The sequence below is a fragment of the Desulfovibrio sp. MES5 genome, from assembly GCF_002237645.1.
Taxonomy (GTDB): Bacteria; Desulfobacterota; Desulfovibrionia; order Desulfovibrionales; family Desulfovibrionaceae; genus Desulfovibrio.
The window spans coordinates 58,349-82,279 of the sequence record NZ_MJUZ01000006.1 but is presented as its reverse complement, the minus strand read 5'-3'; the positions used below and the strand labels follow the sequence as shown (position 1 = coordinate 82,279).

21 protein-coding genes, 4 tRNA genes and 3 pseudogenes are annotated in these 23,931 nt (G+C 57.2%); 10 read left to right on the top strand and 18 right to left on the bottom strand.

Annotated features, from left to right (window positions below; all coding sequences use genetic code 11):
* Window positions 1-143 (top strand): annotated as a pseudogene (locus BCS36_RS02190) (IS3 family transposase); the annotation flags it as partial.
* 57 nt (window positions 144-200) lie between these two features.
* On the opposite strand, the pseudogene BCS36_RS02185 reads toward BCS36_RS02190, so the two are convergent.
* The 6 genes and pseudogenes from BCS36_RS02185 to BCS36_RS02160 form a co-directional block, all read right to left on the bottom strand.
* Window positions 201-749 (bottom strand): annotated as a pseudogene (locus BCS36_RS02185) (autotransporter outer membrane beta-barrel domain-containing protein); the annotation flags it as partial.
* Window positions 750-834: 85 nt separating this feature from the next.
* Complete coding sequence (locus BCS36_RS02180; RefSeq protein ID WP_291301284.1) at window positions 835-1,281, bottom strand: hypothetical protein; 447 nt, start codon at window positions 1,279-1,281, stop codon at window positions 835-837.
* 175 nt (window positions 1,282-1,456) lie between these two features.
* On the bottom strand, window positions 1,457-3,199 hold the full coding sequence (locus BCS36_RS02175; protein WP_291301283.1) for a cation acetate symporter: 1,743 nt from the start codon (window positions 3,197-3,199) through the stop codon (window positions 1,457-1,459).
* Window positions 3,196-3,510 carry a DUF485 domain-containing protein gene (locus tag BCS36_RS02170; protein ID WP_291301282.1) on the bottom strand — a complete coding sequence of 105 codons (315 nt, stop codon included), beginning with the start codon at window positions 3,508-3,510 and terminating at the stop codon, window positions 3,196-3,198. Before BCS36_RS02170 ends, BCS36_RS02175 begins: the two co-directional genes overlap by 4 nt.
* A gap of 54 nt (window positions 3,511-3,564) precedes the next feature.
* The gene (locus BCS36_RS02165) at window positions 3,565-4,173 is read right to left on the bottom strand and encodes a 3'-5' exonuclease (RefSeq protein WP_291301281.1); all 609 of its coding nucleotides are present in this window, start codon (window positions 4,171-4,173) and stop codon (window positions 3,565-3,567) included.
* A gap of 25 nt (window positions 4,174-4,198) precedes the next feature.
* The gene (locus BCS36_RS02160; RefSeq protein WP_291301280.1) at window positions 4,199-6,013 is read right to left on the bottom strand and encodes a putative nucleotidyltransferase substrate binding domain-containing protein; all 1,815 of its coding nucleotides are present in this window, start codon (window positions 6,011-6,013) and stop codon (window positions 4,199-4,201) included.
* Between the two features lie 561 nt (window positions 6,014-6,574).
* On the opposite strand from BCS36_RS02160, the gene BCS36_RS02155 reads away from it, so the two are divergent.
* A complete protein-coding gene (locus BCS36_RS02155; RefSeq protein ID WP_291301279.1) occupies window positions 6,575-6,928 on the top strand; it encodes a hypothetical protein in 354 nt (117 codons plus the stop codon).
* 61 nt (window positions 6,929-6,989) lie between these two features.
* On the opposite strand, the gene BCS36_RS02150 is transcribed toward BCS36_RS02155, so the two are convergent.
* The 3 genes from BCS36_RS02150 to BCS36_RS02140 form a co-directional block, all read right to left on the bottom strand.
* On the bottom strand, window positions 6,990-7,772 hold the full coding sequence (locus BCS36_RS02150) for an IS3 family transposase (protein ID WP_291301289.1): 783 nt from the start codon (window positions 7,770-7,772) through the stop codon (window positions 6,990-6,992).
* Window positions 7,766-8,032, bottom strand: coding sequence for a transposase (locus BCS36_RS02145; RefSeq protein ID WP_291301278.1), 267 nt, complete (start codon window positions 8,030-8,032; stop codon window positions 7,766-7,768). Before BCS36_RS02145 ends, BCS36_RS02150 begins: the two co-directional genes overlap by 7 nt.
* Window positions 8,033-8,099: 67 nt before the next feature.
* Entirely contained in the window at window positions 8,100-8,936 is an 837-nt protein-coding gene (locus tag BCS36_RS02140) for a DMT family transporter (RefSeq protein ID WP_291301277.1), read from the bottom strand.
* 372 nt (window positions 8,937-9,308) lie between these two features.
* Here BCS36_RS02140 and BCS36_RS02135 point away from each other — a divergent pair, with 372 nt between their 5' ends.
* From BCS36_RS02135 to BCS36_RS02125, 3 genes and pseudogenes are all read left to right on the top strand, one after another.
* The gene (locus BCS36_RS02135; protein WP_291301276.1) at window positions 9,309-9,569 is read left to right on the top strand and encodes a hypothetical protein; all 261 of its coding nucleotides are present in this window, start codon (window positions 9,309-9,311) and stop codon (window positions 9,567-9,569) included.
* Window positions 9,570-9,574: 5 nt separating this feature from the next.
* A complete protein-coding gene (locus BCS36_RS02130) occupies window positions 9,575-9,973 on the top strand; it encodes a hypothetical protein (RefSeq protein ID WP_367209091.1) in 399 nt (132 codons plus the stop codon).
* A pseudogene (locus BCS36_RS02125) lies at window positions 9,867-10,299 on the top strand (nitrate ABC transporter substrate-binding protein); the annotation flags it as partial. The gene BCS36_RS02130 and the pseudogene BCS36_RS02125, both read left to right, overlap by 107 nt.
* 477 nt (window positions 10,300-10,776) lie before the next feature.
* Here the strand turns inward: BCS36_RS02125 and BCS36_RS02120 are convergent.
* The 5 genes from BCS36_RS02120 to BCS36_RS02100 all read right to left on the bottom strand — a co-directional run bounded on the left by BCS36_RS02120 (window position 10,777) and on the right by BCS36_RS02100 (window position 13,116).
* A tRNA-Gly gene (locus BCS36_RS02120) sits at window positions 10,777-10,851 on the bottom strand.
* Between the two features lie 5 nt (window positions 10,852-10,856).
* Window positions 10,857-10,931: transfer RNA gene (locus tag BCS36_RS02115), tRNA-Gly, on the bottom strand.
* A 36-nt stretch (window positions 10,932-10,967) separates the two neighbouring features.
* Window positions 10,968-11,041, bottom strand: a tRNA-Cys gene (locus BCS36_RS02110).
* Window positions 11,042-11,052: 11 nt separating this feature from the next.
* A tRNA-Gly gene (locus BCS36_RS02105) sits at window positions 11,053-11,127 on the bottom strand.
* 684 nt (window positions 11,128-11,811) lie between these two features.
* The gene (locus tag BCS36_RS02100) at window positions 11,812-13,116 is read right to left on the bottom strand and encodes a phenylacetate--CoA ligase family protein (RefSeq protein ID WP_291301275.1); all 1,305 of its coding nucleotides are present in this window, start codon (window positions 13,114-13,116) and stop codon (window positions 11,812-11,814) included.
* A gap of 249 nt (window positions 13,117-13,365) precedes the next feature.
* Between BCS36_RS02100 and rsfS the strand changes: the two genes are divergently transcribed.
* The 4 genes from rsfS to BCS36_RS02080 all read left to right on the top strand — a co-directional run bounded on the left by rsfS (window position 13,366) and on the right by BCS36_RS02080 (window position 17,502).
* Window positions 13,366-13,893, top strand: coding sequence for a ribosome silencing factor (rsfS, locus tag BCS36_RS02095; RefSeq protein WP_291301274.1), 528 nt, complete (start codon window positions 13,366-13,368; stop codon window positions 13,891-13,893).
* Between the two features lie 3 nt (window positions 13,894-13,896).
* On the top strand, window positions 13,897-15,465 hold the full coding sequence (gene gpmI, locus BCS36_RS02090; protein WP_291301273.1) for a 2,3-bisphosphoglycerate-independent phosphoglycerate mutase: 1,569 nt from the start codon (window positions 13,897-13,899) through the stop codon (window positions 15,463-15,465).
* Complete coding sequence (locus BCS36_RS02085) at window positions 15,458-15,700, top strand: hypothetical protein (RefSeq protein WP_291301272.1); 243 nt, start codon at window positions 15,458-15,460, stop codon at window positions 15,698-15,700. The genes gpmI and BCS36_RS02085 overlap by 8 nt, the downstream gene beginning before the upstream one ends.
* A 266-nt stretch (window positions 15,701-15,966) precedes the next feature.
* A complete protein-coding gene (locus BCS36_RS02080) occupies window positions 15,967-17,502 on the top strand; it encodes an outer membrane homotrimeric porin (RefSeq protein WP_291301271.1) in 1,536 nt (511 codons plus the stop codon).
* 364 nt (window positions 17,503-17,866) lie between these two features.
* On the opposite strand, the gene BCS36_RS02075 is transcribed toward BCS36_RS02080, so the two are convergent.
* Entirely contained in the window at window positions 17,867-20,227 is a 2,361-nt protein-coding gene (locus BCS36_RS02075; protein WP_291301270.1) for a glycosyltransferase, read from the bottom strand.
* Between the two features lie 339 nt (window positions 20,228-20,566).
* Between BCS36_RS02075 and BCS36_RS02070 the strand changes: the two genes are divergently transcribed.
* Window positions 20,567-20,836: a hypothetical protein gene (locus tag BCS36_RS02070; RefSeq protein WP_291301269.1), complete on the top strand. Its 270-nt coding sequence runs from the start codon at window positions 20,567-20,569 to the stop codon at window positions 20,834-20,836.
* Window positions 20,837-20,904: 68 nt separating this feature from the next.
* On the opposite strand, the gene pstA is transcribed toward BCS36_RS02070, so the two are convergent.
* The 3 genes from pstA to BCS36_RS02055 form a co-directional block, all read right to left on the bottom strand.
* Window positions 20,905-21,723: a phosphate ABC transporter permease PstA gene (gene pstA, locus BCS36_RS02065; protein WP_291301287.1), complete on the bottom strand. Its 819-nt coding sequence runs from the start codon at window positions 21,721-21,723 to the stop codon at window positions 20,905-20,907.
* Between the two features lie 120 nt (window positions 21,724-21,843).
* Window positions 21,844-22,734, bottom strand: a complete 891-nt coding sequence (gene pstC / locus BCS36_RS02060; RefSeq protein ID WP_291301268.1) for a phosphate ABC transporter permease subunit PstC — start codon at window positions 22,732-22,734, stop codon at window positions 21,844-21,846.
* A gap of 232 nt (window positions 22,735-22,966) precedes the next feature.
* Entirely contained in the window at window positions 22,967-23,815 is an 849-nt protein-coding gene (locus BCS36_RS02055; RefSeq protein WP_291301267.1) for a PstS family phosphate ABC transporter substrate-binding protein, read from the bottom strand.
* Between the last annotated feature and the right edge of the window lie 116 nt (window positions 23,816-23,931).

The following is a 23,931-nucleotide window of genomic DNA, read 5'->3' as shown; positions in this document are numbered from 1 at the left end:
AGGGCCTTGAAGGACGTTATCGAAAAAAAGCTCTGAGGCCAGCCGAGAAGCGCGAATTAGTCTGCTTCCTTCACGAAGAGTATGGTTTGAGCATCACGAGGACTTGCACCGCGTTGCGGCTGAGCCGCACAGTGTTTGCCTACGCGGGCCTTGCTCTTGGCCTTCACGTCACCTGCTGCCGGGATGACACCCAGGTCAAGCTGCGGTTTGAACTGCCAGCCGCTTTCGGTTTCAATGGCTTTGGCAAAGCTCACGCCTACGGGGAATGTCCAGATGGACTGCGTGTCCCCGTCCACCTCAAAAACAGTACCGCCGCTCTTCACGTCGTAGCCGTCGGTCACAAGCCCCAGATAACGCACGCCCACATGCGGAATGATGTCCAGCGCACCGGCGTTGAATTTGTATTCCGCCTTGAGGCCCGTATTCCAGGCATGGCTGGTAACGTCGGCCTTGAGGTCGCGCATCTGCATGGAGGCGGGCATGTCCTGCTCCACCTTGTTATAGTTGCCGGTATAGCCCACGTCGGCGGAGAGGCCGAAGTTGTCGTACACCCAACCGCCGTAGAGGTTCACGCCCCAGAAGTTGAAGCTGTTGTCCGTGCCGTTGAAGTCCCCGCTGGACTTGGCATAGCCAGCCCCAACGTTGAACGCGGCACCGAAGCGGAACATGTCGTTGATGGTGTAATCCGCGCCCAGGGCAATGCCGCCCAGGTTGCTGTTGTAGCCGGATTTGAAGTTTTCCGCCTTCATGCCCCAGACGTTGTTAGACTGGTAGAGCGGCATAATCCACACCCCAAGGCCGTTTTTGAGGCCGTCACCCGCGCTCAGGCCGGAATCAAGACTCAGGCTCCCGTCCGAATCCTGCCGTACGGCCACGGCCTGGCTCATGTCCGAGCGTGGAAGGGCCATGGATGTACGGGTAGCCGCCAAACACACCGTAATCACTGTCATTGCTGAAGGTGACGCCGTTGATAATGACGGTATTGGTGCCGGCGTCCATTGCCCCGCTCACACCCTGCCCGCCGACGACAGCGCCGCGGACCTCGACTCCCGGTGAAACGGTGAGGTCGTTACTGCTGCTTGGACCGGTTGTGGGGTCGGCTCCGGTTTGCGTAGCCCCTTGGCCGTCATAGTTGCCGAAAATGTTGGTATAGCTGTTGCCGTCGTTGATATTGACGATATTCGCCGCCATCGCGCCGCCCGGCGCAAAAAGGCTCCAGGCCAAAAGGCAGGCCCGCAAAGAAAAGCGGCGGGGCCGGAATGCGGCGGCATTCGCAGGCACACGGCGCAAAATAGGATACGGGTACAGGCGTGTTGCTTTTGAGGACGTATTTTATAGATGCACGGAGTATGCCCGCCCGAAAAAATATCTGTTTTTCGGGCGGGCATGGTTTCTGGCGCGCTGCCGCAGGTTAAAGGTGGCAGCCCAATCAGCCAAGGGCGCGGGGCGCGTATGCCTAGTGCGCAGTGGGTTTGAACGCTCCAAGGCCTGTTTCAGACCGGATTTTCTGGTCGGCAAAGGCCTCCCGTTCTTTTTGCGCCTGCGGGGACTGATCGCATATGGACACTACCCAGATGCACAAAAAGGCCAGCGGCATGGAAAAGATGGCCGGGGAGGAATACGGAAAGGGCGCGCTGCCTGGCGGGTTGCCCAGGGTTGCCACCCAGACCGCATCCGAAAGCATGGTCATGGCCAGGGCCGCCACCAGCCCCGCAAAGCCCCCGGCAACTGCCCCTCTGGTGGTGCAGCCCTTCCAGAGCACCGAAAGGATCAAGGCCGGGAAGTTGGCCGAGGCCGCAATGGCAAAGGCCAGGGAGACCATGAAGGCCACGTTCTGTTTTTCAAACACCATGCCAAGAAACATGGCAATGATGCCGAGGGCCACGGTTGTCAGTTTGGAGATTTTAAGCTCCTCGCTGGAGCTGGCCTTGCCCTTTTTGAGCGCGGAGGCGTAGAGGTCGTGCGCCACGGCAGACGCGCCCGAGAGCGTCAGCCCCGCCACCACCGCCAGAATGGTGGCAAAGGCCACCGCCGACATGAAGCCAAGAAAAATGTTGCCGCCGATGGCGTTGGCCAGATGCACGGCCGCCATGTTGCTGCCCCCGCGCAGGGTTCCGTTCGCATCAAGAAACTCGGGGTTGGTGCTCACAAACACAATGGCCCCAAAGCCGATGATGAAGGTCAGGATGTAGAAATAGCCGATCCAGGTGGTTGCCCACAGTACGCTTTTTCTGGCTTCCCTGGCGTCCGGCACGGTAAAAAAGCGCATCAGGATGTGCGGCAGACCGGCGGTGCCGAACATGAGGGCAATGCCGAGCGAAATGGCCGAAACGGGGTCTTTCACAAAGCCGCCCGGCCCCATGATGGCCGCGCTTTTTTTGATGCCCACGGCGGCGGTGAAAAGTTTTTCGGGGCTGAAACCGTACTGGGCCATGACCATGAAGGCCATGAACGAGGCCCCGCCGAGCAGCAGGCAGGCCTTGATGATCTGCACCCACGTGGTTGCCGTCATGCCGCCAAAAAGCACATAGGCCATCATGAGCAGGCCCACGATGACCACCGCATAGTGGTAATCAAGCCCGAAGAGCAGCTTGATGAGCTGCCCCGCGCCCACCATCTGCGCGATAAGATAGAAGAGCACCACAACCAGCGTGCCCGATGCGGCAAATATGCGCACCGGCACCTGCCGGAGCCTGTAGGCCACCACATCGGCAAAGGTGAAGCGCCCGAGATTGCGCAGGCGTTCCGCCAGCATGAAGGTTATGAGCGGCCAGCCCACCTGAAAGCCGATGGCGTAGATCAGGCCGTCAAAGCCCGTTGCCATCACAGCGGCTGAAATGCCCAGAAAGGACGCCGCCGACATGAAGTCGCCCGCAATGGCAAGGCCGTTCTGAAAGCCCGTGATGCCGCCGCCGGCCGTGTAGAAATCTGCGGCGGAGCGGGTGCGCTTGGCTGCCCACTTGGTAATCCACAGCGATGCGCCGACAAAAATGGTGAACATTATGATGGCTGTCCAGTCGGTGTTCTGCTTTTGTGTTTCTTCTATGGCGCCTGCCGCCAGCGCGAGGCCGGGCGGCAGGGCTCCGAAAAGAGCCGTGGCCCCGAAAAGAGCCGTGGGCAGGATAGCGGCGGTACATGTTCTGGCGGATATCCGCCGCCTGGGCCTGTGGCTGGACGTGCAACTGCTTATGCCCTTCATGACTGCACCTCTTTTTCAAGAATCTGCTTGAGCGCAGGGTCAAATTCGCTGTTGGCCTTGCGAACATAGATCGCCGTGAGCACAACTGTCAGCAGGATGATGCCGATGCCCAGGGGGATGCCCCAGGTTGTTGTCATTCCGGCTGCAAGAGGTGTGGCAAAGAGCTGCTTGTCAAAGGCGACAACAAGGATAAAGCCGTAATACGCGGCAAAAACCATAAGCGTCAGGCGCCAGCCAAGGGAGTTGCGCGCCTTGATCAGGTGCTGGTATTGCGTATTTTTTTCAATTCGTTGCGTCAGTTCTGAGGCCATTGTTCCCTCCTCGCATCTTTTTGTCCGCAATGTCTTTTGTACAGACATCGGACGTTATGGGAGCCTGTGTGCGCCGTATCCGCGCGATTGCAGCGCCAGATACATCATGGCGGCTGTTATGGCGTCGTTCATGGCATCGTGCCTTGGCAGCGTGGGCAGGCGAAGGTTTCTGACCATCGTTTCCCATCGCAGATCAATGTAGGCGCCAGGATATTGCGCAAATCGCCAGTCGTAATAGCGGCCTGAAACCTCTATGCGACTGTTTGGCAATACTGCCCCCATCAGTGGCCTCAAGTTTTTGTTCAACACAGCAAGGTCGTATTGCAGATAATAGCCGACCAGTGTTCTGCCTCTGACAAACTGAAGAAAAGCCGACAACACATCCTGAAGCGGCAGGCCAGTGCTGAAGTCGCACGGGCGCAGCCCGTGCACGCGCACATTTTGCCCATCAGGGGCATGCCGCGGCGTTATCAGCGCGTAAAAGGCGTCTCTGGTGCAAAGACGCCGGCCGTCTATGCAGACGGCGGCAAGGGACAACAGCTCCGCTTCCTTCACATTGAGCGAGGTGGTTTCGCAATCAATGCTCACAAGCAGGCCGTCGTCCTGATCCAGCAGGGAACGGTAGGGTTCCCGCAGTCCGCGCATGCGCCAGCGGCGCGCCACGGACTGTAGCCACGGTTTTTGCATTTCAGAACCTGTCCAGCCCGTACCGCTGGCCGATCATGCGCTTGAAGCGTTTGACCACCTGCAGGGCGTCCTGCAACAGGTCTTTGTCCAGGGTGGACAGGGTGGCCGTGTCAATCTCATTGCTCAGGGGGCTGCCCCCGCGCAGCATTTCAAGGCCCGCGTCCAGCCGCAGGCGCATCAGAAATGCCAGGGATTCGGCCAGATCGTCCGCCAGCGATTTTTCCATGAAACTCCGTGATGTCAGGGCCTCCAGTCGGTCAAAGGTGTTGGTGGCGTCAATGCCCGCCTCCAGCGCGAGAACGCGGGCTCCGTGCACAATGGGGAAAATTCCCGCCTTCTTGATGTCGAGCAGGGCGTTTTTTTCGCGGTTCAGCAGTTGCCGCCAAAAGCCGCTTTCGCCCGTGCGGGTCGGGAACTGCTCGATGGGCAGGGCCATGCGCGCAAACCACGCCGCATCGTCGCGCAGGGCTGAGCGCAGGGCCTGCCTGCAGGCGGCAAGCCATGCGGCAGGGCCGGAGACGGTTTCCGCATCAAGAAAGATAGCCAGACGCATGAGCCCCTCGCCCTGTGCGGCATCCGCCCACTGGCGCAGCGTGCGCTCCCATCCGCGCACCGTGTGCCGCCAGAGGGGCTGGTTCACCATCATGTCCCCTGGGCAGGGCGGGTAGCCAAGGCTGAGCATGCGTTCCGTAAAGCTGTTTGCAGAGTGTTCCACCTCCTTTGCGTCCAGGCCTTCCGCAAGAATCAGCGCGTTGTCCTGGTCGGTTTTCAGTATCTGCTCGCCCCTCCCTTCGGAGCCAAGGGCCAGCAGGGCGCTTCCGGCAAATACGGCGGGCGTGGCCGTCAGCTGCCAGAGGCGGGCCATGAGCTGCGCGTTGAGCACCTGCACAAGGCGCGCAAGCTGCGGCGTTTTTATGCCCTGGGTAACGAGTGTTGTTACCAGGGTTTCCATATCCCGCATGGCGCTGTGCAGGTCGGCCAGAGTGGCGGCCGCCTCAAGCTGCCGCGCGATGGACAGGGAATGGTTGGAAAAATAGGAAAGCAGGTCGATCATTGCCAGAACGCCCACGGGCCGCCCCTTGTCCGTAACCACAATGCGGTGGATGTTGTGGCGGGTCATGAGGAGCAGGGCGTTGAAAAGGTAGTCGTCCTTTTCGCAGCTCAACAAGGAAAACCGCGCGCAGGCCTTGAGCGGGGTCTGGTTGGAAACCGCGTTGGCCACGATGTCGCAAAAATCGCCCGTGGTGAAAATTCCCGTGCTGGAACCGTCGCGCACAAAGATGGATCGCCTCCGGCTTTCCTTCATGCGTTGCGCGGCATGGGCAATGGTGTCCGACGCGTCGGCAAATATGGGCGGGCGAAAACCCGCGTCGCTGATCTTGACCGCAAAAAGGCTCTGCCACTCGCGGCGGTCGCGGCTTTGGGCAAGCTGGCCCAGCTTGTCGGACACTGTTGCAAAAAAGTAGGCGCCGAAGAGCGAGTTTTTTTCCGTCAGGGCCAGCACCTCCCGCCCCGGAAACACGCAGAGCAACACTTCTTCGTGCGCCACAAACCTGTGGCGCGTTCTGCCTGTGGCCAAAGCCCGACAGTCAAAGGCCTCGTGCTCGCGGTACGCGCCCACAATTTCCTCGCCCGACATTTCACGTACAAGGCCCTTCATGACAAGATACAGGGCGTCAACCTCGCTCCCCGCGGCAAGAATCTCCTGGTCGTTGCTGAAAAACAGCACGTCTGCAGTGGCCGAAAGGGCAGATGCCTCCGCCATGGTCAGCAGGTCAAAAGGTGGGTGCGTGAGGTCAAAGCGAGTGTTTGGCATACTCGGTCCCGAAGGCGTCCCTGTGATATGATTCAGTTTTTGTCCTTACATGTTGTGCTGACGTATCTGACCTGTTGTACGCATTGTGTTTACAGTATATAAAAATTGTTCAACCAATGAGAGTATTGTTCTTGATGTAAAAGCGACTGTTTGTATGCGCAATTATTGAATGTGAAATATTTCATTGATTGTTTATGCAGTTTAAAATGCAAATATTTAGTTTGTATTGCAGTGTAGGAATCATAGACACACTACAATCAGTTTGCCTGAATATGCAAATAGTATTTTATGCAGTGAATGATATTTGATAAAAAAGAATGATAAATTATTTTTTTGCTGAAATGGATATTTCACTGCATACAAATAAATCGGGCAGAGTGCTTATCAGTGATATTTATTTCTGGAACAGGCAGGTTCTGTACAAAAAATACGCATGCAACAATTTTCGCCGGGCGCGCCGGGCGCGTTCTTTCCGCGCGGCAAGCAATGGGGGAATGTTTCGGCCTCTGCTTACTACGGCGGTGGGGGCTTGGCCCGGTTGCGACAGTCCGGTGGAATTGCATGGCAATGCAGTCTGGTATCGAGGGGAATGGGGCGGGGGTAGGGGATGCGGCGCTTCTAGCTGCGGCGAGGCAGGATGTGGTTTTTCAGGGCACGGTTGCGGGCAATCTTGATACTGATGCTTGGGCAGATTTGCAGGGCGTGAGCCAACTTGCAGAATCTTTGAATCCAAAGGCGGGGGCTTCATCGCTGCAGCACTTGCCCCAGCGACATTTAAGCAGCCGCACGGACGCGGTTATGCCCCCGGAAATCAGCGCGGGGTTCTGCCGGGCTGTGAACCAGCCCAAAAGCTGCGTGGTCATTTCAGGGGGGGTTCATGGTGGGCCGTGGCAAGAGTACTGGGATTACAACTAGCTACTTCAAAAATGAATGAGGGTAGGCCTGACATGGAATTGGCTGTAATGTCCCCCATGAATCAAGCGGCCTTTAAGGGAGTATCCTTCCGTTTTTTACCAGCCTGCTGATGCACGCATTGCGGGGTCTTCCAGCCAAGCGCCGAGTGCAGGTACGTGGTATTAAAGAGTTCTATCCAGCCGGAAAGTGCGTCGGCCAAGTGCTCAAGGCTGCGCCATTCATGCAGCCAGAAAAGTTCTTCCTTAATCGTGCGCATTGTCCGTTCAGTATCCGCGTTTCCTTTGGGATTGTTATAGCTAGTGAATGCCTGTGAGATGCCTAGTATCGCGCACTCACGTACAAAAGCCTTTCCTGTTGGTTGGCAGCCGTTATCACTCATCAGGCTCAAACCCTGTTCTCGGACGCCTTCGGGAAAGTGCGCTTGAATGCCCATTTCCAAGGCTTGTAGCCACTCGTGACTTCGACTTTGGTAGCCAGCATGGTGGCCGACGATCTTTTTAGAAAACCAGTCCACTACCAGTACAACATACACCCAGCCACTTTCCGTCATGACCTTGGTCATATCGACGTCCCACCATTGGCAGGGCCGAACAGGACGCGGTTTGCTTCCAGTGGGAGTGCGCTTTGCCCGCAAGGCTGCTCTCCTAACTCCCAGTCCATGCAGGCGCATTAAGCGTCCCACACGTTTGGCGTTGACGTTCATGCCGCTTTTATGCCGAAGGGTAGCCCACACGCGGCGGTAGCCCCAAAAAGGATGCTCCATTTTAAGGGCTTCTATCAACGGCAAGAGCTCGGCATCGCGCTGAAGCTGAACCTGGGCGGTTCGACGCCTCCCGCTTACCAGTCGTTTTTTTTTAATTCCAGCGTCAACTCGCCAACGGCTTGCTTAAGCTTTTGGTTCTCTGCCGAAAGGCGCTCTTCCCGGCGGTTTGTCGTGCTGGTTTCGAATGCCTGGGCGGCATTGGCCAAAAACGTATCTCGCCAGCGGTAGTACATGCTCTGAGTGATTTGATATTCACTGCAAAGGCTTGCCACAGAGCGCCCCTGCAAGCCTTCAAGCACGATGCGGGCTTTACTTTTGCTGTCCCAGATACGGCGTTTCATATTTCCTCCAGGGCTGGAAGAAAACTACCTTAACAGGGCTGCCTTGTTAATGGGGGGCAGTATATTATTATGTCAGTTTTAGTATCATTGCCCCGAACGCCACCAGAACAACGGCTATTCCCCGCCAGAAGGTAAACTTTTCGTGCAGCAGAACCACGGCCAGCAGCATGCCGAAAATAACCGAGGTTTCACGCAGGGCAGCCACCATGGCAATGGGGGCGATTGTCATGGCCCAGATGGCAATGCCATATGAGCCCAGACCGGCTAGGCCGCCGAAAAATCCGATGGCGGCCCGTTTGCGCACATACCGGGCGTAGCTCAGGCCATGCCGCCAGAAAATAAAGGTGTTCAGAGGAATGATGTTGAGCACGAAAATCCAGCAGGCGTAGCTCACGGCGCTGCCACTGTGCCGTGCGCCCAGGCCGTCTGCCAGCGTATAACCCATGATGACAAAGGAGGTGCGCAGGGAAAGCAAAATGGCGCTTCTGTCCGCGCCGCGCCGCGCGTTGTCCCCGGCAAGACAGAAAATACCGCAACACAGCAGCAGAACGCCACACCACGCGCCCAGGCTCAGCGACACATTGAAAAAGAGCATGGCCAGTGATGTCAGTAGCGGTGCGCAACCGCGCATGATGGTGTAGCTGAAAGAAAGATCTGATTTCTTGTAAGCTTCAGCAATGCAAATATAGTATGTAAAATGGCAAATGCAGGACATGCCAAGATACGGCCATGCCTCAGGGGAAACTGGAGGCAGAAATGGCACAATGCATACCGCGCCAAGCCCAGCGCCCAGCGCATTAAGGCCAGTTTCAAAGAGCTTGTTTTCGCCGCCCTTAACAATAATGTTCCACAGGGCATGTAAAAGGGCGGCAAATAGTACTGTAAGCACTATATAAGATGGCATAAAATTCCACTACGCGCATACCGCAGGTTTGGCAAACGTAAAGTGCGAACGATGGTCCTTTATGCCTTCAGTATGTATTGTCCGCAGCGTTTGTTGACGACTTTGCGTTTTTCCTTCCTCTTGGATTTCGGGTTGCGCATGGGCGATGCCCTGCGTTGCAAATCTGCGAGCAAACCAGTTTCGGTTTATTTTCAAAAAAAATCCGTAAAGTAATGCTGTAATGCATCCCCTGCGGGTTATGTTTTGGACGACGCCCTGATTTTATTTTTATAACATTCTTAAATAAAATATAACATTATAAACAAAAGCTTTGGCATATGTCTTGCTTTTTATTTTGCAAACACGGCGCTTGCTTGCCGTTTGATCCCTTGTTTGTTGAACATCCGTAACCCCAAGGAGTCTTATTTTGCCAAGTCCGACGTGATCCTGAAGGTCAAGGAACCCCTGTTCAACAAAAAAGTGAACAAGCACGAAGCGGAAATGGTGCGTGACGGCCAGTACCTGATCACGTTCCTGCATCCCGCCGCGCCGGTGAACCATGAAATGATGAAGAAGCTGGCGGCCACGGGCGTGATCGGCATCACGCTTGACGGCATTCCGCGTATTTCGCGTGCCCAGGGCATGGACGCCTGACCTCCATGAGCACCGTGGCCGGCTACAAGGGCGTGCTCATGGCCGCCAACCGTCTGTCCAAGTTCATGCCCATGGTGGGCACTGCCGTGGGCGTCATCAAACCCGCCAACGTGCTGGTCATTGGCACGGGCGTGGCCGGCCTTCAGGCCGTCGCCACCGCCAAGCGCCTTAGCGCTGTGGTCACCGCCGTGGACATCCGTCCCGACGCGCGCGAGCAGTCCATGAGCCTTGGCGCCAAGAGCTTTGACGTGGGCGTACCCGCCGATGTGGCCATTGGCGAGGGCGGCTATGCCCCAGCTCAACGCCCTGCCCGTTGGCGAGTGGGTGCTTTGCGGCACAGGCGCCGTGCCTGCCATGATGGGCAACCTGCGCTACAATACCTACGTCATAGGCATAGGCAATGACGAATCCATGACCAATGCCGTCATGGTGCGGCCTGACAGCCCCATTCTCAAGACCAAGGGCTACAACCCCAAAGTCTCCTGAGGTGTACGGCCATCCTGACGACGTGCGCGGCAAGACCATTCTTGCCATTACCGTGTCTTCTTCGCACTTTGCTCTCAGCCACTGGCTGCGCGTACTGGGCCTCAAGGACAGCGACGTGACCATCAAAAATATGGACCAGGCGCAGGCGCTGGGTGCGTTCAGTACCGGCATCGGCGATATGGTTTCCCTGTGGGCTCCCCATATGTATGTGGGCGAAGAAAAGGGCTGGAAGGTCGCGGGTAGTGTATCAGGCATGCAGCTTCCTATATGTTGGTAGCCACACAACGGCGTTTTATGATCTGGACGGGAAAACGTACCATAAGATGTTGCTAACAGCCTACTGCAAAAGCGGCCAACGTGGGGCATACCTACGCGATAACCTTCATCGGGCGACATTGCATAAGCTGCGGCAGTTCCGCTATGTGCGGTTCTTAAAAACTGATTGGCAACGCCGCTTGAGGTTGCCCATAGAGCCTTATCCCAAGCCGGATACTGTGTGCTGGTAATAACACAAAAGCGGGGCTAAACCCCCGCTTTTTTATGCGCTCGCGTGTGCCAACTTGCGTGCAAATCAGTGCCAACTTGCGCGCCCGCTTATTCCCTGAGGGTCACACAGGGAGAGGCACCGGCCATCGTAAATTTTTGTGGCACAGGGGTGGCACAATATATATAAAAATAAAAAATGCCCTTACGGTTTTTAACCATAAGGGCTTGATTTCTCTGGAGCGGGAAACGGGATTTGAACCCGCAACCTTCAGCTTGGGAAGCTGACACTCTACCGTTGAGTTATTCCCGCAAAAGTGGAGCGGGAGACGGGATTTGAACCCGCGACTTCAACCTTGGCAAGGTTGCACTCTACCACTGAGTTACTCCCGCATGGTCTGCAAACGGCGAAGCGTGAAAAATACTTTTTGGAGGCGGCATCCAGATTTGAACTGGAGATGGAGGTTTTGCAGACCTCTGCCTTACCACTTGGCTATGCCGCCAGCAAAAAATTTGGAGCGGGAGACGGGATTTGAACCCGCGACTTCAACCTTGGCAAGGTTGCACTCTACCACTGAGTTACTCCCGCTCAGCGAGGTATGCTTTTACGTGGATTGACCCTGAGTGTCAAGCATTGTTCCATAAATTTTACAGAGTTTTATTTTTCCCCGCTACTGGCGGCGCTCAAAACGCTGATAAACCGCATGAAAAGCCGTGAAGGCAAACCGGGGAGAACTGGCCGTTGGGGGACGCAACCCTGAAGGGCGCTTTTTTGAATTCGGTTTGCCGCCTCTGGGGCAATTGCACCGCAGGAGTGCGTCGGCGGCGTAAGCAAGGGCTCGCCGTCAAGCGCGACTACAGGCGTCCTCATGAAGCGCAACCGTGCGTACCCTCGCCAAGCGCACGCGCGACAAGTTTCGCAATGATGCGGCGTCTGGGAGGCGTGTTTTTGGGCTCCCGCCGCAAATCAGAAAACCCATAGCGCAGAGTGACGGCAAGCATGTGCTTTCGCAATGTTTACGGCATACCCGTCACGGCGCTGACTACGCAGGCAATCAGGGTTGACGCCTGCACGGCGGGCGTCTGCACGCAGCCTCCGGAGCATTTTAAGATTGCAATGCTTCGGTACCCTGCCAAAGTGCAGCAATAGTTTTATGGGGGTGGGCGTGAAGATTTTAGGGGGCTGGGGCGTGGGGGAGGGGCCCTTTTGCAAAAGAGTCCCTCCCCCGCAAATCATTTCACAGTGACAATCTAAAACTGGTTCTTGCCGCAACTAGTCCTTGCCGCGCTTGTCCACGATGCGCTGGGCCTTGCCCTCGGAGCGCTGGATGGAGCGCGGCTCCATCAGGCGCACCTTGGCCGTGACGCCCAGGAACTCCTTGATGTTCTTTTGCAGGCGGTTTTCCAGCATCTGGAGTTTGCGTATCTCGTCGGCAAACAGGCTGTCGCTGACTTCCACATGCACTTCCAGCGTGTCCAGATTGTTAACCGAACCCACAATGATCTGGTAGTTGGGGGTGAGACCGTCACTTTCCATAAGCAGGCCTTCGATCTGCTGCGGAAAGACGTTGACCCCGCGTATGATGAGCATGTCGTCGCTGCGGCCCTGCAAGCGCGAGATGCGCACGTGGGTGCGGCCACAGCAGCAGGGCGTGTAGTCCAGGCTGGTGAGGTCGCGGGTGCGGTAGCGCAGCATGGGGATGCCCTCCTTGGTGAGGGTCGTCAGCACAAGTTCGCCCACCTGGCCGGGGGGGAGCTGTTCGCCGGTCACAGGATCAATGATTTCCGGCAGGATGTGGTCTTCCCAAAGGTGCATGCCGCACTTGGCTTCCACGCATTCCATCGCGACGCCCGGCCCCATAATTTCAGAAAGGCCGTAAATGTTCATGGCATCGATGTCCATTTTTTCTTCGATGTCCCGGCGCATGGCTTCGGACCAGGGCTCAGCGCCAAAGATGCCTATGCGTAGCGCAAGTTCGCGAAAGTCCACGCCAGCTTCCTGGGCGGCTTCCCACAAATGCAGGGCGTAGGAGGGCGTGGCGCACAGCACTGTGGCCCCAAAATCGCGCATGAGGTGCGCCTGGCGGCGCGTGGCCCCGCCGGAAGCCGGAACCACCGTGGCCCCGATGTGTTCCGCGCCATAGTGCGCCCCAAGCCCGCCCGTAAAGAGGCCGTAGCCATAGGCCACATGCACCACGTCCGAGCGGTTGACCCCTGCGGCGGCCATGCTGCGGGCCATAAGCTCGGCCCAGTTTTCAAGGTCACGGGCTGTGTAGCCGACAACTACGGCCTTGCCCGTGGTGCCGCTGGAGGCATGCAGGCGCACGATATGGTCGCGCGGCACGGCAAACAGCCCGAAGGGGTAGTAGTTGCGCAGATCCTGCTTTTCGGTAAAGGGTAGAAGTTTCAGGTCCGCCAGGGATTTGATGTCGGCGGGGGTGATGCCCGCCTCGTCAAAGCGTTTACGATAGAAGGGCACGTTGGCGTACACGCGGTCGCACAGGTTGCGCAGGCGACGCAGTTGCAACGCTTCCAGTTCTTCGCGGGGCAGGGTTTCCTGTTTGATATTGAAAAGCACGACCCACTCCTTATAGAATAGATAGCTGGCATTTGGCGGCTTGAGCCGTCAATGAAAAAGAATAAACGGTTTTGTAGTGTGGAAGCCCTTTTGGGTATGCCGCAATGTCCGCACCGGGTCAACAAAAACGGGCATGGGCGGGTAGCGTTTTGCAGGCAGCCCTGGCGAGCACGGCCCAGACAAGCGGCCCATGGCGGAGCGCTGCGGTCCTGCCCTGAAAGACGCGCCGCAAGGGATGTTGCCGGGCCGATGCCCGTATGCCCGCTTGGCGGGTTGTCGCAGGGCGTGCCAGAGGCCCGGCAGCTTAGGGAAGTCATTGCCCTTGACCCGGCTTTGCGATATGTGCTTGCTATGGAAAATAATCATCCCAATACTCCCTCCGGGGGCAGCGCCCCCAAGCAGTTTTCAGAAGTTCCCGCAAGCCGCAAGGCGGCGGATGTGGTCCAATGGCTTGAAGAGCACAAGGCATTGCGTGTGGTGTGCATTGATCTTGAGGGGCAGGTCGGTTTTGCCGATGCCCTGATCATTGCCAGCGCCGGTTCGGTGCGTCACGCTCAGAGCCTTGCTGACGGCGTAAGCCTGATGTGCCGTGAGAAAAACTACGAATTCCTGCGCACGGAAGGGTACGCCACCGGGCAGTGGATCCTGGTGGATATGAACGATGTTATCGTCAACATCTTTCAGGAACCCGTGCGCGAGCTTTACGCCCTTGAAGCCCTGTGGGGGCACGGCTCCGGAGCCGCCCAAACCGCTGGGCGCGAAGGCCGCGGAGAATAATATATGACGCCGACGCTGCTGCTGATACTTGATGGCTGGGGCATAACCCCGCCAGGGCCTGGCAATGCCCCGTACCTGGCGCAAACCCCCAATCTGGATGCCCTGACGGCCCGCTGCCCGCATGGGCAGCTCATCGCCTCTGGTCGTGATGTGGGCCTGCCCAAAGGATATATGGGCAATTCGGAAGTCGGGCACCTGAACATCGGGGCAGGGCGCGTGGTCTATCAGGACATGACGCGCATCGACGTGGCTGTGGAGGACGGCTCCTTTGCAACCAACCCCGTCATCAACGACGTGCTGGCTGCGGCCAGACGCGGCGGGGGCAAGCTGCACCTTGTGGGTCTGCTTTCCGGCGGCGGCGTTCACAGTCATATCCGTCATCTGGAGGCTTTGTGCGGCATGGCTGCCGGGCAAGGCATCCCCGTGCGCGTGCATGCCCTTATGGATGGCCGTGATTGCGAGCCGCACAGCGGGATGGACTTTATCCGCGAGCTTGAAGCCAGCATCAAGGATCAGCCCCAGACGCGCATAGCCAGTCTTGTGGGCCGCTTTTACGCTATGGACCGCGACAAGCACTGGGAGCGGGTCAGCCAGGCATGGGACGTGATAGTGCACGGTCAGGCCCCCACGGCGGCCAATCCCGAAGCGGCGGTGCAGGCATCATACGATGCGGGCGTTACCGATGAATTCATGAAGCCCGTGCGCTTTGACACGGGTGATGCCGCCCCCGGCATGGCCGACGGCGACGCGGTCTTTTTCTTCAATTTTCGGGCCGACCGCATGCGCGAACTGACTGCGGCCTTCATCACCCCCGGTTTTGAAGGCTTTGACAGGGGCAAGATGCCCGCGCTGTCGGCTTTGGCGTCCATGACGTCCTATGAAGCCAGCTTTACCCTGCCGGTGGCCTTTCCCAAGGAAGCGGTCAGCCATGGCCTTGGTCAGGTCGTGTCGGAGCGGGGCATGCGTCAGCTGCGACTGGCTGAAACGGAAAAGTACGCCCACGTGACCTACTTTTTCAATGGCGGCGTTGAAGAGCCGTTTACGGGCGAAGACCGCGTTCTTGTGCCATCGCCGCGCGACGTGGCGACCTATGACCAGAAACCTGCCATGAGCGCGCCTCTGGTGACGGATGAATTCGTCAAGGCCTGGAATTCCGGGCAGTATGATCTTGTTGTCTGCAACCTTGCCAATGGCGATATGGTGGGGCACACCGGCGTGGTTAAAGCCGCAGTCGAGGCCTGCGAAGTGGTGGACCAGTGCGTGGGCCGTATGGTGGAAGCCGTGGAGGCCCGTAAGGGACGCATGCTCATCATTGCCGACCACGGCAACTGCGAAGTCATGCTCACGCCTGAAGGCCACCCGCAAACGGCCCATACCACCAATCCCGTGCCCTGCATCCTGCTGGAGCCGGACGGCGCGGTGAAGGCGCTGGCCAACGGCAGGTTGAGCGACGTTGCCCCGACGCTTCTGGCCCTGTGGGGCATCGAACCATCCTCGCCCATGACCGGACGTAATCTGGCCGTGAACGGCGCAGACGCGGATCAGGCACGCAAGGAGGCCGCCCGTGGGTGAGCGCAAAAAACCCATTGAGCCCGTGGCCCCTGACGGAATGGAAATCCTTTTCTTCTACCAGTGCCCTGGCTGCGGCAAACATGTGCCCCAGGCCAGTCCCACCGAACCGCGCATGGTGCGCTGCCCCGGCTGCGGGCAGGGCTTTCCCATCATTCCGGTGGACGAGCACAGCCTGCACTATGTGCGCATCATGCTGGCTGAGGGTAAGGCTGCTGCTGATCCGGATTTTTTATAGTACAATAAACTGTCCCGCCTGAATTTTGCGCAGGAAGTTTTTGAGACGGAAACAATTTTGAAAACCCGGCTGTCGCCTACGCGGCAGCCGGGTTTTTGGGCATATGTCAGGCTCATGACGAAGCGCTGGCATGTGATGGCAATTTTGGTTAAAAAATTTTTACGAAAAACCTTGCGTATATATATAAATCCGTGTAAAAGAGTTTTCAACCTAAACGTAGGTTGTTAATGTTACCTGTGGGACGATTTTAAAGAGAGGAAGGGCTTATGAAACGCATTTGTACACTTCTTTTGGCTGCCGGCCTGCTGTTTGGCGCGGCCACTGGCGCCAGCGCCATTGATTTTAAGGCTAAGGGCCAGTGGCTCATGGGCTTCGGCGTAGGCAACGCGAGCCCCATGGACACTTATCGTGACAACGGCGTGAAGACCAAGGGCAACACTGACGACGACTTCCAGGCCGCCCAGCGCCTGCGTCTGCAGTTGGATGCCGTTGCTTCCGAATCCCTGTCTGGTACCGTGTACTTCGAAATCGGCACCACCCAGTGGGGCAAAAGCTCTTCCGGTGGCGCTCTTGGCGCTGACGCCAACAACGCCATCAAGCTGAAGCGCGCCTACATTGACTGGGCCGTGCCGCAGACCGACGCCAAGGTGCGCATGGGCATCCAGGGCGTGGCCCTGCCCAACGTGGCCGGTGGCTCCGCTGTTATGGATACCGACGTGGCTGGCATCACCGTCAACTACAAGTTCAACGACAACGTTGGCCTGACCGCTCTGTGGGCCCGTCCCCTGAACGACAACTATGTTGACAACCAGAAGAGCACGCAGAACAACTATCTGGACAACATGGATCTGTTCAGCCTGATGGTGCCCCTGACCTTTGACGGCGTGAAGCTGACCCCCTGGGCCATGTACGGCATGGTGGGCAAGAACGCGCTGAACCGCCAGTGGGACCCCAAGACCAGCGCTTATGACAGCGTGGGCACCAGCGATGGTAACCTGCCCTACTCCCTGCGTCCTTACCCCGGCATTGGCGCGACCAATGGCAACATTGGCAAGACCAGCAACGACTACGGCACCGCTTTCTGGGCTGGCCTGCCTGTTGCCATCACCCTGTGGGATCCGCTGAACATCGAACTGGACATCAACTACGGTTACATGCAGGGCATGGGCCGCTTTGATGCTCTCAAGAGCGACGGCAGCAGCAAGCGCGCCAGCACCGAGCGTCAGGGCTGGCTTGCCAAGGCCCTGGTGGAATACAAGCTTGACTGGGGCGTGCCCGGCATCTTCGGCTGGTATGCTTCCGGCGACGACGGCAACCCGAAGAACGGTTCGCAGCGCATGCCTTCCGTTGCTGCTTCCGGCAACTTCACCTCCTTCATTGGTGACGGCAACATGGGCTGGATCCGTCAGGACTACTCCCTGACCTATGACGGCACCTGGGGCATCGGCGCGCAGATCCGCGACGTCAGCTTCATCGAAGACCTGTCGCACACCTTCCGTGTGGCTTACTGGGGCGGCACCAACAGCACCGGTATGGTCAAGTACATGGACAACGCGCACTCCTGGGCCGACGGCTGGGGCAACAACACCGGTCCTTACCTGACCACCAACGACGGTATGGTGGAATTCAACCTGGTGAACAGCTACAAGATTTACGAAAACCTCGAAATGAATCTTGAACTGGACTACGTTATCAACTGCATGGATAACAGCACCTGGAAGAAGGCCAACGGCGGCAACAACGGCAGCTTCAGCAAGCAGGATATGTGGAAGGCCCAGGTGGTCTTCGCGTACAGCTTCTAAGCTACGCGTTTAGCCGAAAGGCAAGGATTACGACTTCAAAGGGAGGCTTCGGCCTCCCTTTTTTTGTGTCTTCTGCAGCAAGGCTGTTTTGCGATGTGTTGGCTTTCAGGGCTGGTATGCCGCAAGGCCGCAGTTCACAGTGGCGGTCAGGCTGCGTGCCTGTGGGAAGTGCCTGTTTTCCATACGTTGTTTTGAATTTCTGTTTTTACAATGGCAAGGCATGTTGCAGCGCTTTGCTGGTGAAAAAGAACGCCTGCTGCAAATGTCAACGGCCAGTAAGTGTGACGCAGGGTATAATGCCGCTGCGCGTGACCATTTCATTTGGCGAAAATGAATGCCGTGCACGCGATGGCCTGGACGGGCACTATGCCGCCTGCGACTGTGCTTTCAATTTTTCAAATAATTGCCATTGAGCCATAAAGGCGCTTCGCAGGGGGCGAGACTCCGCCCAGGACCGGGCGGCACGCTTCATGGCCTGCATGCGTTCCGGGTGGCAGGCCAGCGAGAGCATTGCTGCGGCATAGGCCTCCGCATTTTCCTGCTCGACCACCAGCCCGCTCTTGCCAGGAATGATGTTTTCCTTGGGCCCGCCGACTCCGCTCACTATGGTGGCAAGTCCGGCGGCCTGAGCTTCCAGCACGACCCTGCTGTATGTGTCTGTGGCAGAGGGAAAAACAAAAATATCCGCCTTTTCATATGCCCGAATAAGCGATTCCCCTTCAAGGTAGCCTGTAAATTTCACTGGCAGATCCTTGGCCATTTTTTGCAATTCCCCAAACTGTGGCCCATCCCCAACCAGAGTCAGCACCGCATTGGGTACTTGCGGATAAACACGTCGGAAGGCTTCCATCAACAGGTGGAGGCTTTTTTCCTTGGATAATCTGCCGACATAAAGAAATTTGATCTGCTGCTCTTTTGAGAGATCACCCCGTTGCCACGAAGGGGTAAAAACTGAGGCATCAATACCCCGCGGGTATACGTGAATTTTTTGCGGTTGCAGTCCGCGCGCTATGAGATCCTGCCGGGTCGCTTCTGATGGGGCAAAAACGGCGTCCATCTGGTTATAGTACCAGAATATATAGCGCCAAGCCGTTTCTTCCAGCGAGGAGTCATCCGTCAGTCTGTATACGTATTGCGGAAAGGACGTGTGGTAGGTTGCGTGGATGGGCAGGTTCAGCATCTTTGCCGCCAGCAGGGCTATAAGCCCCATTGGGCCGGGGGTTACAGAGTGTAACAGCGTGTAGCCACGGGTAAAGCAGTGCTGGATGATTTTTAGGGCTGGCGGATGGTGCAGCGAGAGTTCCGGGTATTCAGGCATGGAAAAACTGCCTGTCGGGGGGAAATTTATTGGGGCAAGTTTGGGATCGTTCAGAAAGGCGTTGGAGCCCTGGGGCATGCACGTTAGCATGTCCAGTTTTTTGTTGTGCGCTGCGGCAAGGGAGAGTGTGATCTGTAAGGATTTTGCGACCCCGTTCACCTCGCAGTATGTGTCGGTAAAATATGCAATGGCTGTTTCCTCGGCCATCTGGGGGCGCATGCAGTTTTGAATTCCATAGTGCTGCAAGCAGCTTTCAGCGAATTTTCTGTCTTTGGAAAACAGACTGTAGCCAATGCCGTATGGAGCAAGCAGGGCGTAGAGTGACCCTATGGAGCCGATCAGTTTGAACACATTGAAAAAGTTGCCTTTAAGAATATCTTCAAGCACCGCATCCACGCAAACGTGCTGCACCTTTTCTGTTACTTCCGAGATGAAATGGGTCAGCATTTCTTCGCGTTGCGGCAAATCCTTGAGCGCCTGAATTGTATTGGTTTCACTTGCGGCAAACTGCAGTTGCGGGAACTGCGCGATCACCTGCTCCGCAGCTTCAAGCAGATTTGCCTGCATGCTTTTTTCAACAGTCCTTTTTCCCCGTCCGAAGCGGAGCAGAACCCCGGCTAACGTCAGCATCCGTGTTTTGACTGACAGGGGCTTGAGTTCCGGCGCGCCTGTCAGCATGTTTTCCGCAAAGCGTAGTGCGCTGCTGTAGTGCATGTCCTGAGCCAAGTCGGTGGAATTTTTATAAAACTGGTACCCGATGGCATACAGATTGTGGGCAAAGCAGAGCGGCGTGGCCGGAACAGTATTTACGCTGGTATTACCCTGCATCACGGCCTGCAAAAGATGCGCAGGAGCCGGAAGCGTGTTGCCCTCGTCAGTGCCGCCAACGGGGGTAATGCGTGTAAAACTTCTGGCTATATTGCATGAGGAGTGGTCGTCCGAGCCAGCCATGAAATGCTTGTTCCAGGGCTGCGCGAGCAGAGATGCAAAATTGTATTCTTCCTCAAATCGTGAGGTCATTTCTGGGGTAAGCGCGGCCACTATAGAGCGTAAAGTTTCATTCTGCACATCATTGCGCGCTCCGTTCAGTTCAAACACGGAGAACAGCAGAATAAGCTTTTCAACGTGCTGTATGGTCAGTTTGTCGTTGGCAGGGCACAAAGGGTGGGCGCAGGCATGTGGAATATCCTGCTGGATGAGGTAGGGAACAAGGTCGTAAATATTGCTTCTGAGTCGCTGTATGTCTTCGTGCTGTTTTTCCGTTATATTCCAGGCAAGCACGTGGATTTCGCAGCGGTCATCAGGAAAATATGCAGAAACTTCTTCGCTGATGAATACTTGCGGCAAATGGGCTATTTCCAGCGCCCCTGCAATTGTATCATGGTCAGTAATCGTCACATAGTCCATTCCTCTGGACTTGGCGATGTCATATATTTTTGAGGGAAGCGTATAGCTCTCGCTGCAACCTATTTTCTGTAGAGCCCATTGAGACGGATTTGTGGAGTGCCGCGAGTGGACATGCAAGTCCACATTGAATGAATGTTGTGTTGATTTATGCTGCAAAACATCAAATTGGGGAGACTGTGCCATCTGATACTCCCTTGTGGGTATGTTTGCCGGCGATCTGTTAAAATCCATATCTGAATTTTTTTTAAACTGGGTATATGGAAATACGATGATGGTTTTCATACTTTTTGGCTTCGTATCCACTTCAGCAAAGGTTGAGGGAGCAATTGCCGCTGCATCATGAGTTTTCGGAACTCACTCAGCGTGCGCGTCAATGATGACTGCTCAGGGGCCGAGCGCTGCGGTGAGGCGCTGCTTGTCCTTGAGAACATTGAACGCCTGGTATGCTGGCGTACGGTAAGCAAAAGTTTGCCTACGCGCATTTTGTGCAATGATTTTTCTGAAATTCTTTGCAAAGCGGTCAACTCGTTTCATGCGTTAACCGCTCTGGATGAACCTGACCCCTATGGCGTCATGCTGGCCCACAAAAGAACATCCGCCCGTCATTGATCTGTGAGGGCGGATGCAGTGTAAAAGAGACGTGAAAAAAGCGGCGTGGAAGTAGTGCGTCAGGCGGGTTAGCGTTTGCGCTGGAGATGGTCGCGCAGCAGGATTGCCAGCAGGTTCATGCTCAAAACCAGCAGCAGGAGTACAAGGCCTGTTCCGTATTGCAGGGGCCGGGTTTTGGCGATCTCGGTTCCGGCTGTGGCCAGCACGTACATGTGGTAGGGCAGAGCCATGACGGAACTGAAAATGGAGTCCGGGGTTCTGGGCGTATAAAAGACCGCTGCGGTAAACATGATGGCTGCGGTTTCGCCCGCCGCGCGGGCCACGCCCAGGATGGCCCCGGTGAGCATGCCGGGCAGCGCGCAGGGCAGCACCACGCGGCTGATGGTCTGCCATTTGGTAGCGCCAAGGGCCAGGGAGGCTTCGCGGTAGGTGTCCGGCACGTTGCGCAGGGATTCTTCAGCAGTGCCGATGATCACGGGCAGAGTCAGCACGGCCAGGGTCAGCACGCCGGAGAGTATGCTGACCCCGAAGCCGCAGAACGTCACAAAAAAGGACAGGCCAAAAAGGCCGAAGACCACGGAAGGCACGCCCGCAAGGTTGTTGACCCCAAGGCGCACGTAGCGGGCAAAGGCGTTGCGCTTGGCGTATTCGTGCAGATACACCGCCGAGGCCACGCCCAGGGGAAAGGCCAGCAGCAGCGCGCCCAGCGAGAGAATGGCCGTGCCGATGATGCAGGGCAGTATGCCGCCCTCCGTCATCATGTTGCGGGGAGACTGGCTGACGAACTCCCAGCTCAGCGCGGGCAGGCCGTTGTAGAGCAAGAAGCCGCATACGCCCATCAGGGCCAAAACGTTGCAGCCAGCCACGCCGCGCAAAAAGCAGAACATGACGTTCTGCGCGCGCCCTCTGGCTCTGCCGCTGGAGGGCAGCGCCACGCGGGCGGATGCGCCGGGCTGTGAATCGTGCTGTGAAGATGGTGCTTGTGACATGTTTTTCCGTCCTGTTCCCTATAAGCTGGAAGTTCCGGCCTGACGATGTTTTTCGGCAATATGCCCGGCGAACATGTTGAAGGCCAGCGTAAGCAGAAAAAGCACAATGCCGATGGCGAAGAGCGCGTGGTAATGCTCGCCTCTGAAGGGGGCCTCGGCCATTTCTGCGGCAATGGACGCGGGCATGGGGCGCACCGGGTCCAGCAGGGATGTGGGGATGATGGCCGCGCCGCCAGCCACCATAAGAACCACCATTGTTTCGCCGATGGCCCGCGACATGCCCAGCATGACGGCAGTGCCGATGCCGGAGAGCGCGGCGGGTATGACCACCCGAACCGTTGTCTGCCAGCGGGTAGCCCCCAGCGCCAGCGACGCCTCGCGCAGGTCGCGCGGTACGCTGTACAGGGCATCCTCGGACACGGAGCAGATGGTGGGCACGCTCATGAAGGCCAGCACCAGGGAGGCGTTCAGCAGGTTCAGGCCCGTGGCCGCACCCAGGTAGTCCTGTAAGAAGGGGGCCAGCACCACCATGCCCAGAAAGCCCAGCACCACCGAGGGCAGAGCGGCCAAAAGCTCCACAAAGGGCTTGATGATGCGGCGAACGCCAGGATGGGCGATTTCCGTCAGGTATACGGCTGTAAGAACCCCAAGCGGCACAGCCAGCAGCGAGGAAAAAAACGTCACCGCCAGTGAGGCGACCAGCAGGGGAAAGATGCCGAAAAGTCCTGGTTCCTCTGTGGGATACCACAGATTGCCAAAAAGAAAATCTATGGGCGAGTAGTGCGCAAAGAGCGGCAGGCCTTCCATAAACAGAAATATGACAATACCGGCCAGGGCCAGCAGGGAGCTGGCCGCCATGCCGGTAAGAATGTAATGAACCAGCTTTTCCTTCAGATCTCTGGAGCGCATGGGCCTTTCTCCTGACGCGCCAGCCGCGTCTTTGGCACTTGTGGCGCATATGCCGGGGCAAAGGGGAATGTGGTTTCCGTTTGCTCCGCGCCATGCGAAAATTGCTTGCAGGGCGTGCTGCGCCCTTGTCCATCAGATGTCTCCCGTCATTCCGGGATAATTTGTCGCCACCTCGAAATGGCTGCAAGGCGGAGTTTCTGCACCGCCCGGCAACCATTTCGACGAAGTGGCCTTACTTGGTCAGGGGCACGTAGCCCACTTCACGCACGTCCTTCTGGCCCTTGTCGGGGGCGAGCAGGTATTCCACAAATTCTTTCACCACGCCCTTGGGAGCGCCGTTGGTGAAGATGTAAAGTTCGCGGGCAATGGGCCACTGCTTGGAAACGGCGGTTTCAGCATTGGCGTTCACGTTGTTCACCTTGAGGGGCTTGGTGGACTTGTCCACATAGCCGAGGCCCACGTAGCCGATGGCGTTCTTGTTCTTGGACACGGTCTGCACAACAGCGCCGTTGGAAGCCTGCATCAGGGCCTTGGGGCTGACGCGCTCCTTGTTCATGACCAGTTCTTCCCAGGACTCGAAGGTGCCGGAAGAAGTGTCGCGCGAAACGGCCACGATCTGGGCGTCTTCGCCGCCAAGGTCTTTCCAGTTGGTGATCTTGCCGGAGAAAATGTCGCGCAGCTGTTCAACTGTGAGCGCGGCCACCTTGTTGGCGGGGTTGACCACAGGCACGATGGCGTCAATGGCGATGGGCGTGCGCAGGGGGGTCACGCCGTTTTTGGCGGCGGTTTCCACTTCCTTATCCTTGATGTCGCGCGAGCTCATGGCAATATCGCACTGCTTTTCGAGCAGGGCCTTGAGGCCGTTGCCGGAGCCGCCGCCGGAAATGCTGAGTTCCGTGCCGGGGTGGGAAGCCATGAACGCTTCACCGGCTTTTTGCACCACGGGCAAAACCGTGGTGGAGCCGTTGATGACGACCTGCTGGGCGGCCATGGCCGGAGCGCCCAGGCAAAGGACGGTAAGGGCGGCGGCAAGCAGCTTGCCGCTGTAACGGGTCATGCGGGACTTGAAGTCGAAAGACATAGGTCTTCTCCTGTTGTTAATTCTCTGTGACATTGGGTTACGTTGGCGGTTTTCGCCCGCCGCGACTCTTTTCTGGCCTTGTTCTGTTACAGAATGATGTCAGAACAAAGAAGACT

Coding starts and splice junctions, on each gene's coding strand:
- BCS36_RS02145 (WP_291301278.1), bottom strand. CDS start 8,032: ATGAAACGCCGTATCTGGGACAGCAAAAGTAAAGCCCGCATCGTGCTT.
- BCS36_RS02140 (WP_291301277.1), bottom strand. CDS start 8,936: ATGCCATCTTATATAGTGCTTACAGTACTATTTGCCGCCCTTTTACAT.
- pstC (WP_291301268.1), bottom strand. CDS start 22,734: ATGCGCTCCAGAGATCTGAAGGAAAAGCTGGTTCATTACATTCTTACC.
- BCS36_RS02070 (WP_291301269.1), top strand. CDS start 20,567: ATGAGTTTTCGGAACTCACTCAGCGTGCGCGTCAATGATGACTGCTCA.
- BCS36_RS02170 (WP_291301282.1), bottom strand. CDS start 3,510: ATGGCCTCAGAACTGACGCAACGAATTGAAAAAAATACGCAATACCAG.
- BCS36_RS02175 (WP_291301283.1), bottom strand. CDS start 3,199: ATGAAGGGCATAAGCAGTTGCACGTCCAGCCACAGGCCCAGGCGGCGG.
- gpmI (WP_291301273.1), top strand. CDS start 13,897: ATGACGCCGACGCTGCTGCTGATACTTGATGGCTGGGGCATAACCCCG.
- BCS36_RS02075 (WP_291301270.1), bottom strand. CDS start 20,227: ATGGACTATGTGACGATTACTGACCATGATACAATTGCAGGGGCGCTG.
- BCS36_RS02160 (WP_291301280.1), bottom strand. CDS start 6,013: ATGCCAAACACTCGCTTTGACCTCACGCACCCACCTTTTGACCTGCTG.
- BCS36_RS02055 (WP_291301267.1), bottom strand. CDS start 23,815: ATGTCTTTCGACTTCAAGTCCCGCATGACCCGTTACAGCGGCAAGCTG.
- BCS36_RS02130 (WP_367209091.1), top strand. CDS start 9,575: ATGAGCACCGTGGCCGGCTACAAGGGCGTGCTCATGGCCGCCAACCGT.
- BCS36_RS02080 (WP_291301271.1), top strand. CDS start 15,967: ATGAAACGCATTTGTACACTTCTTTTGGCTGCCGGCCTGCTGTTTGGC.
- pstA (WP_291301287.1), bottom strand. CDS start 21,723: ATGTTCTGCTTTTTGCGCGGCGTGGCTGGCTGCAACGTTTTGGCCCTG.
- BCS36_RS02155 (WP_291301279.1), top strand. CDS start 6,575: ATGGCAATGCAGTCTGGTATCGAGGGGAATGGGGCGGGGGTAGGGGAT.
- rsfS (WP_291301274.1), top strand. CDS start 13,366: ATGCCCGTATGCCCGCTTGGCGGGTTGTCGCAGGGCGTGCCAGAGGCC.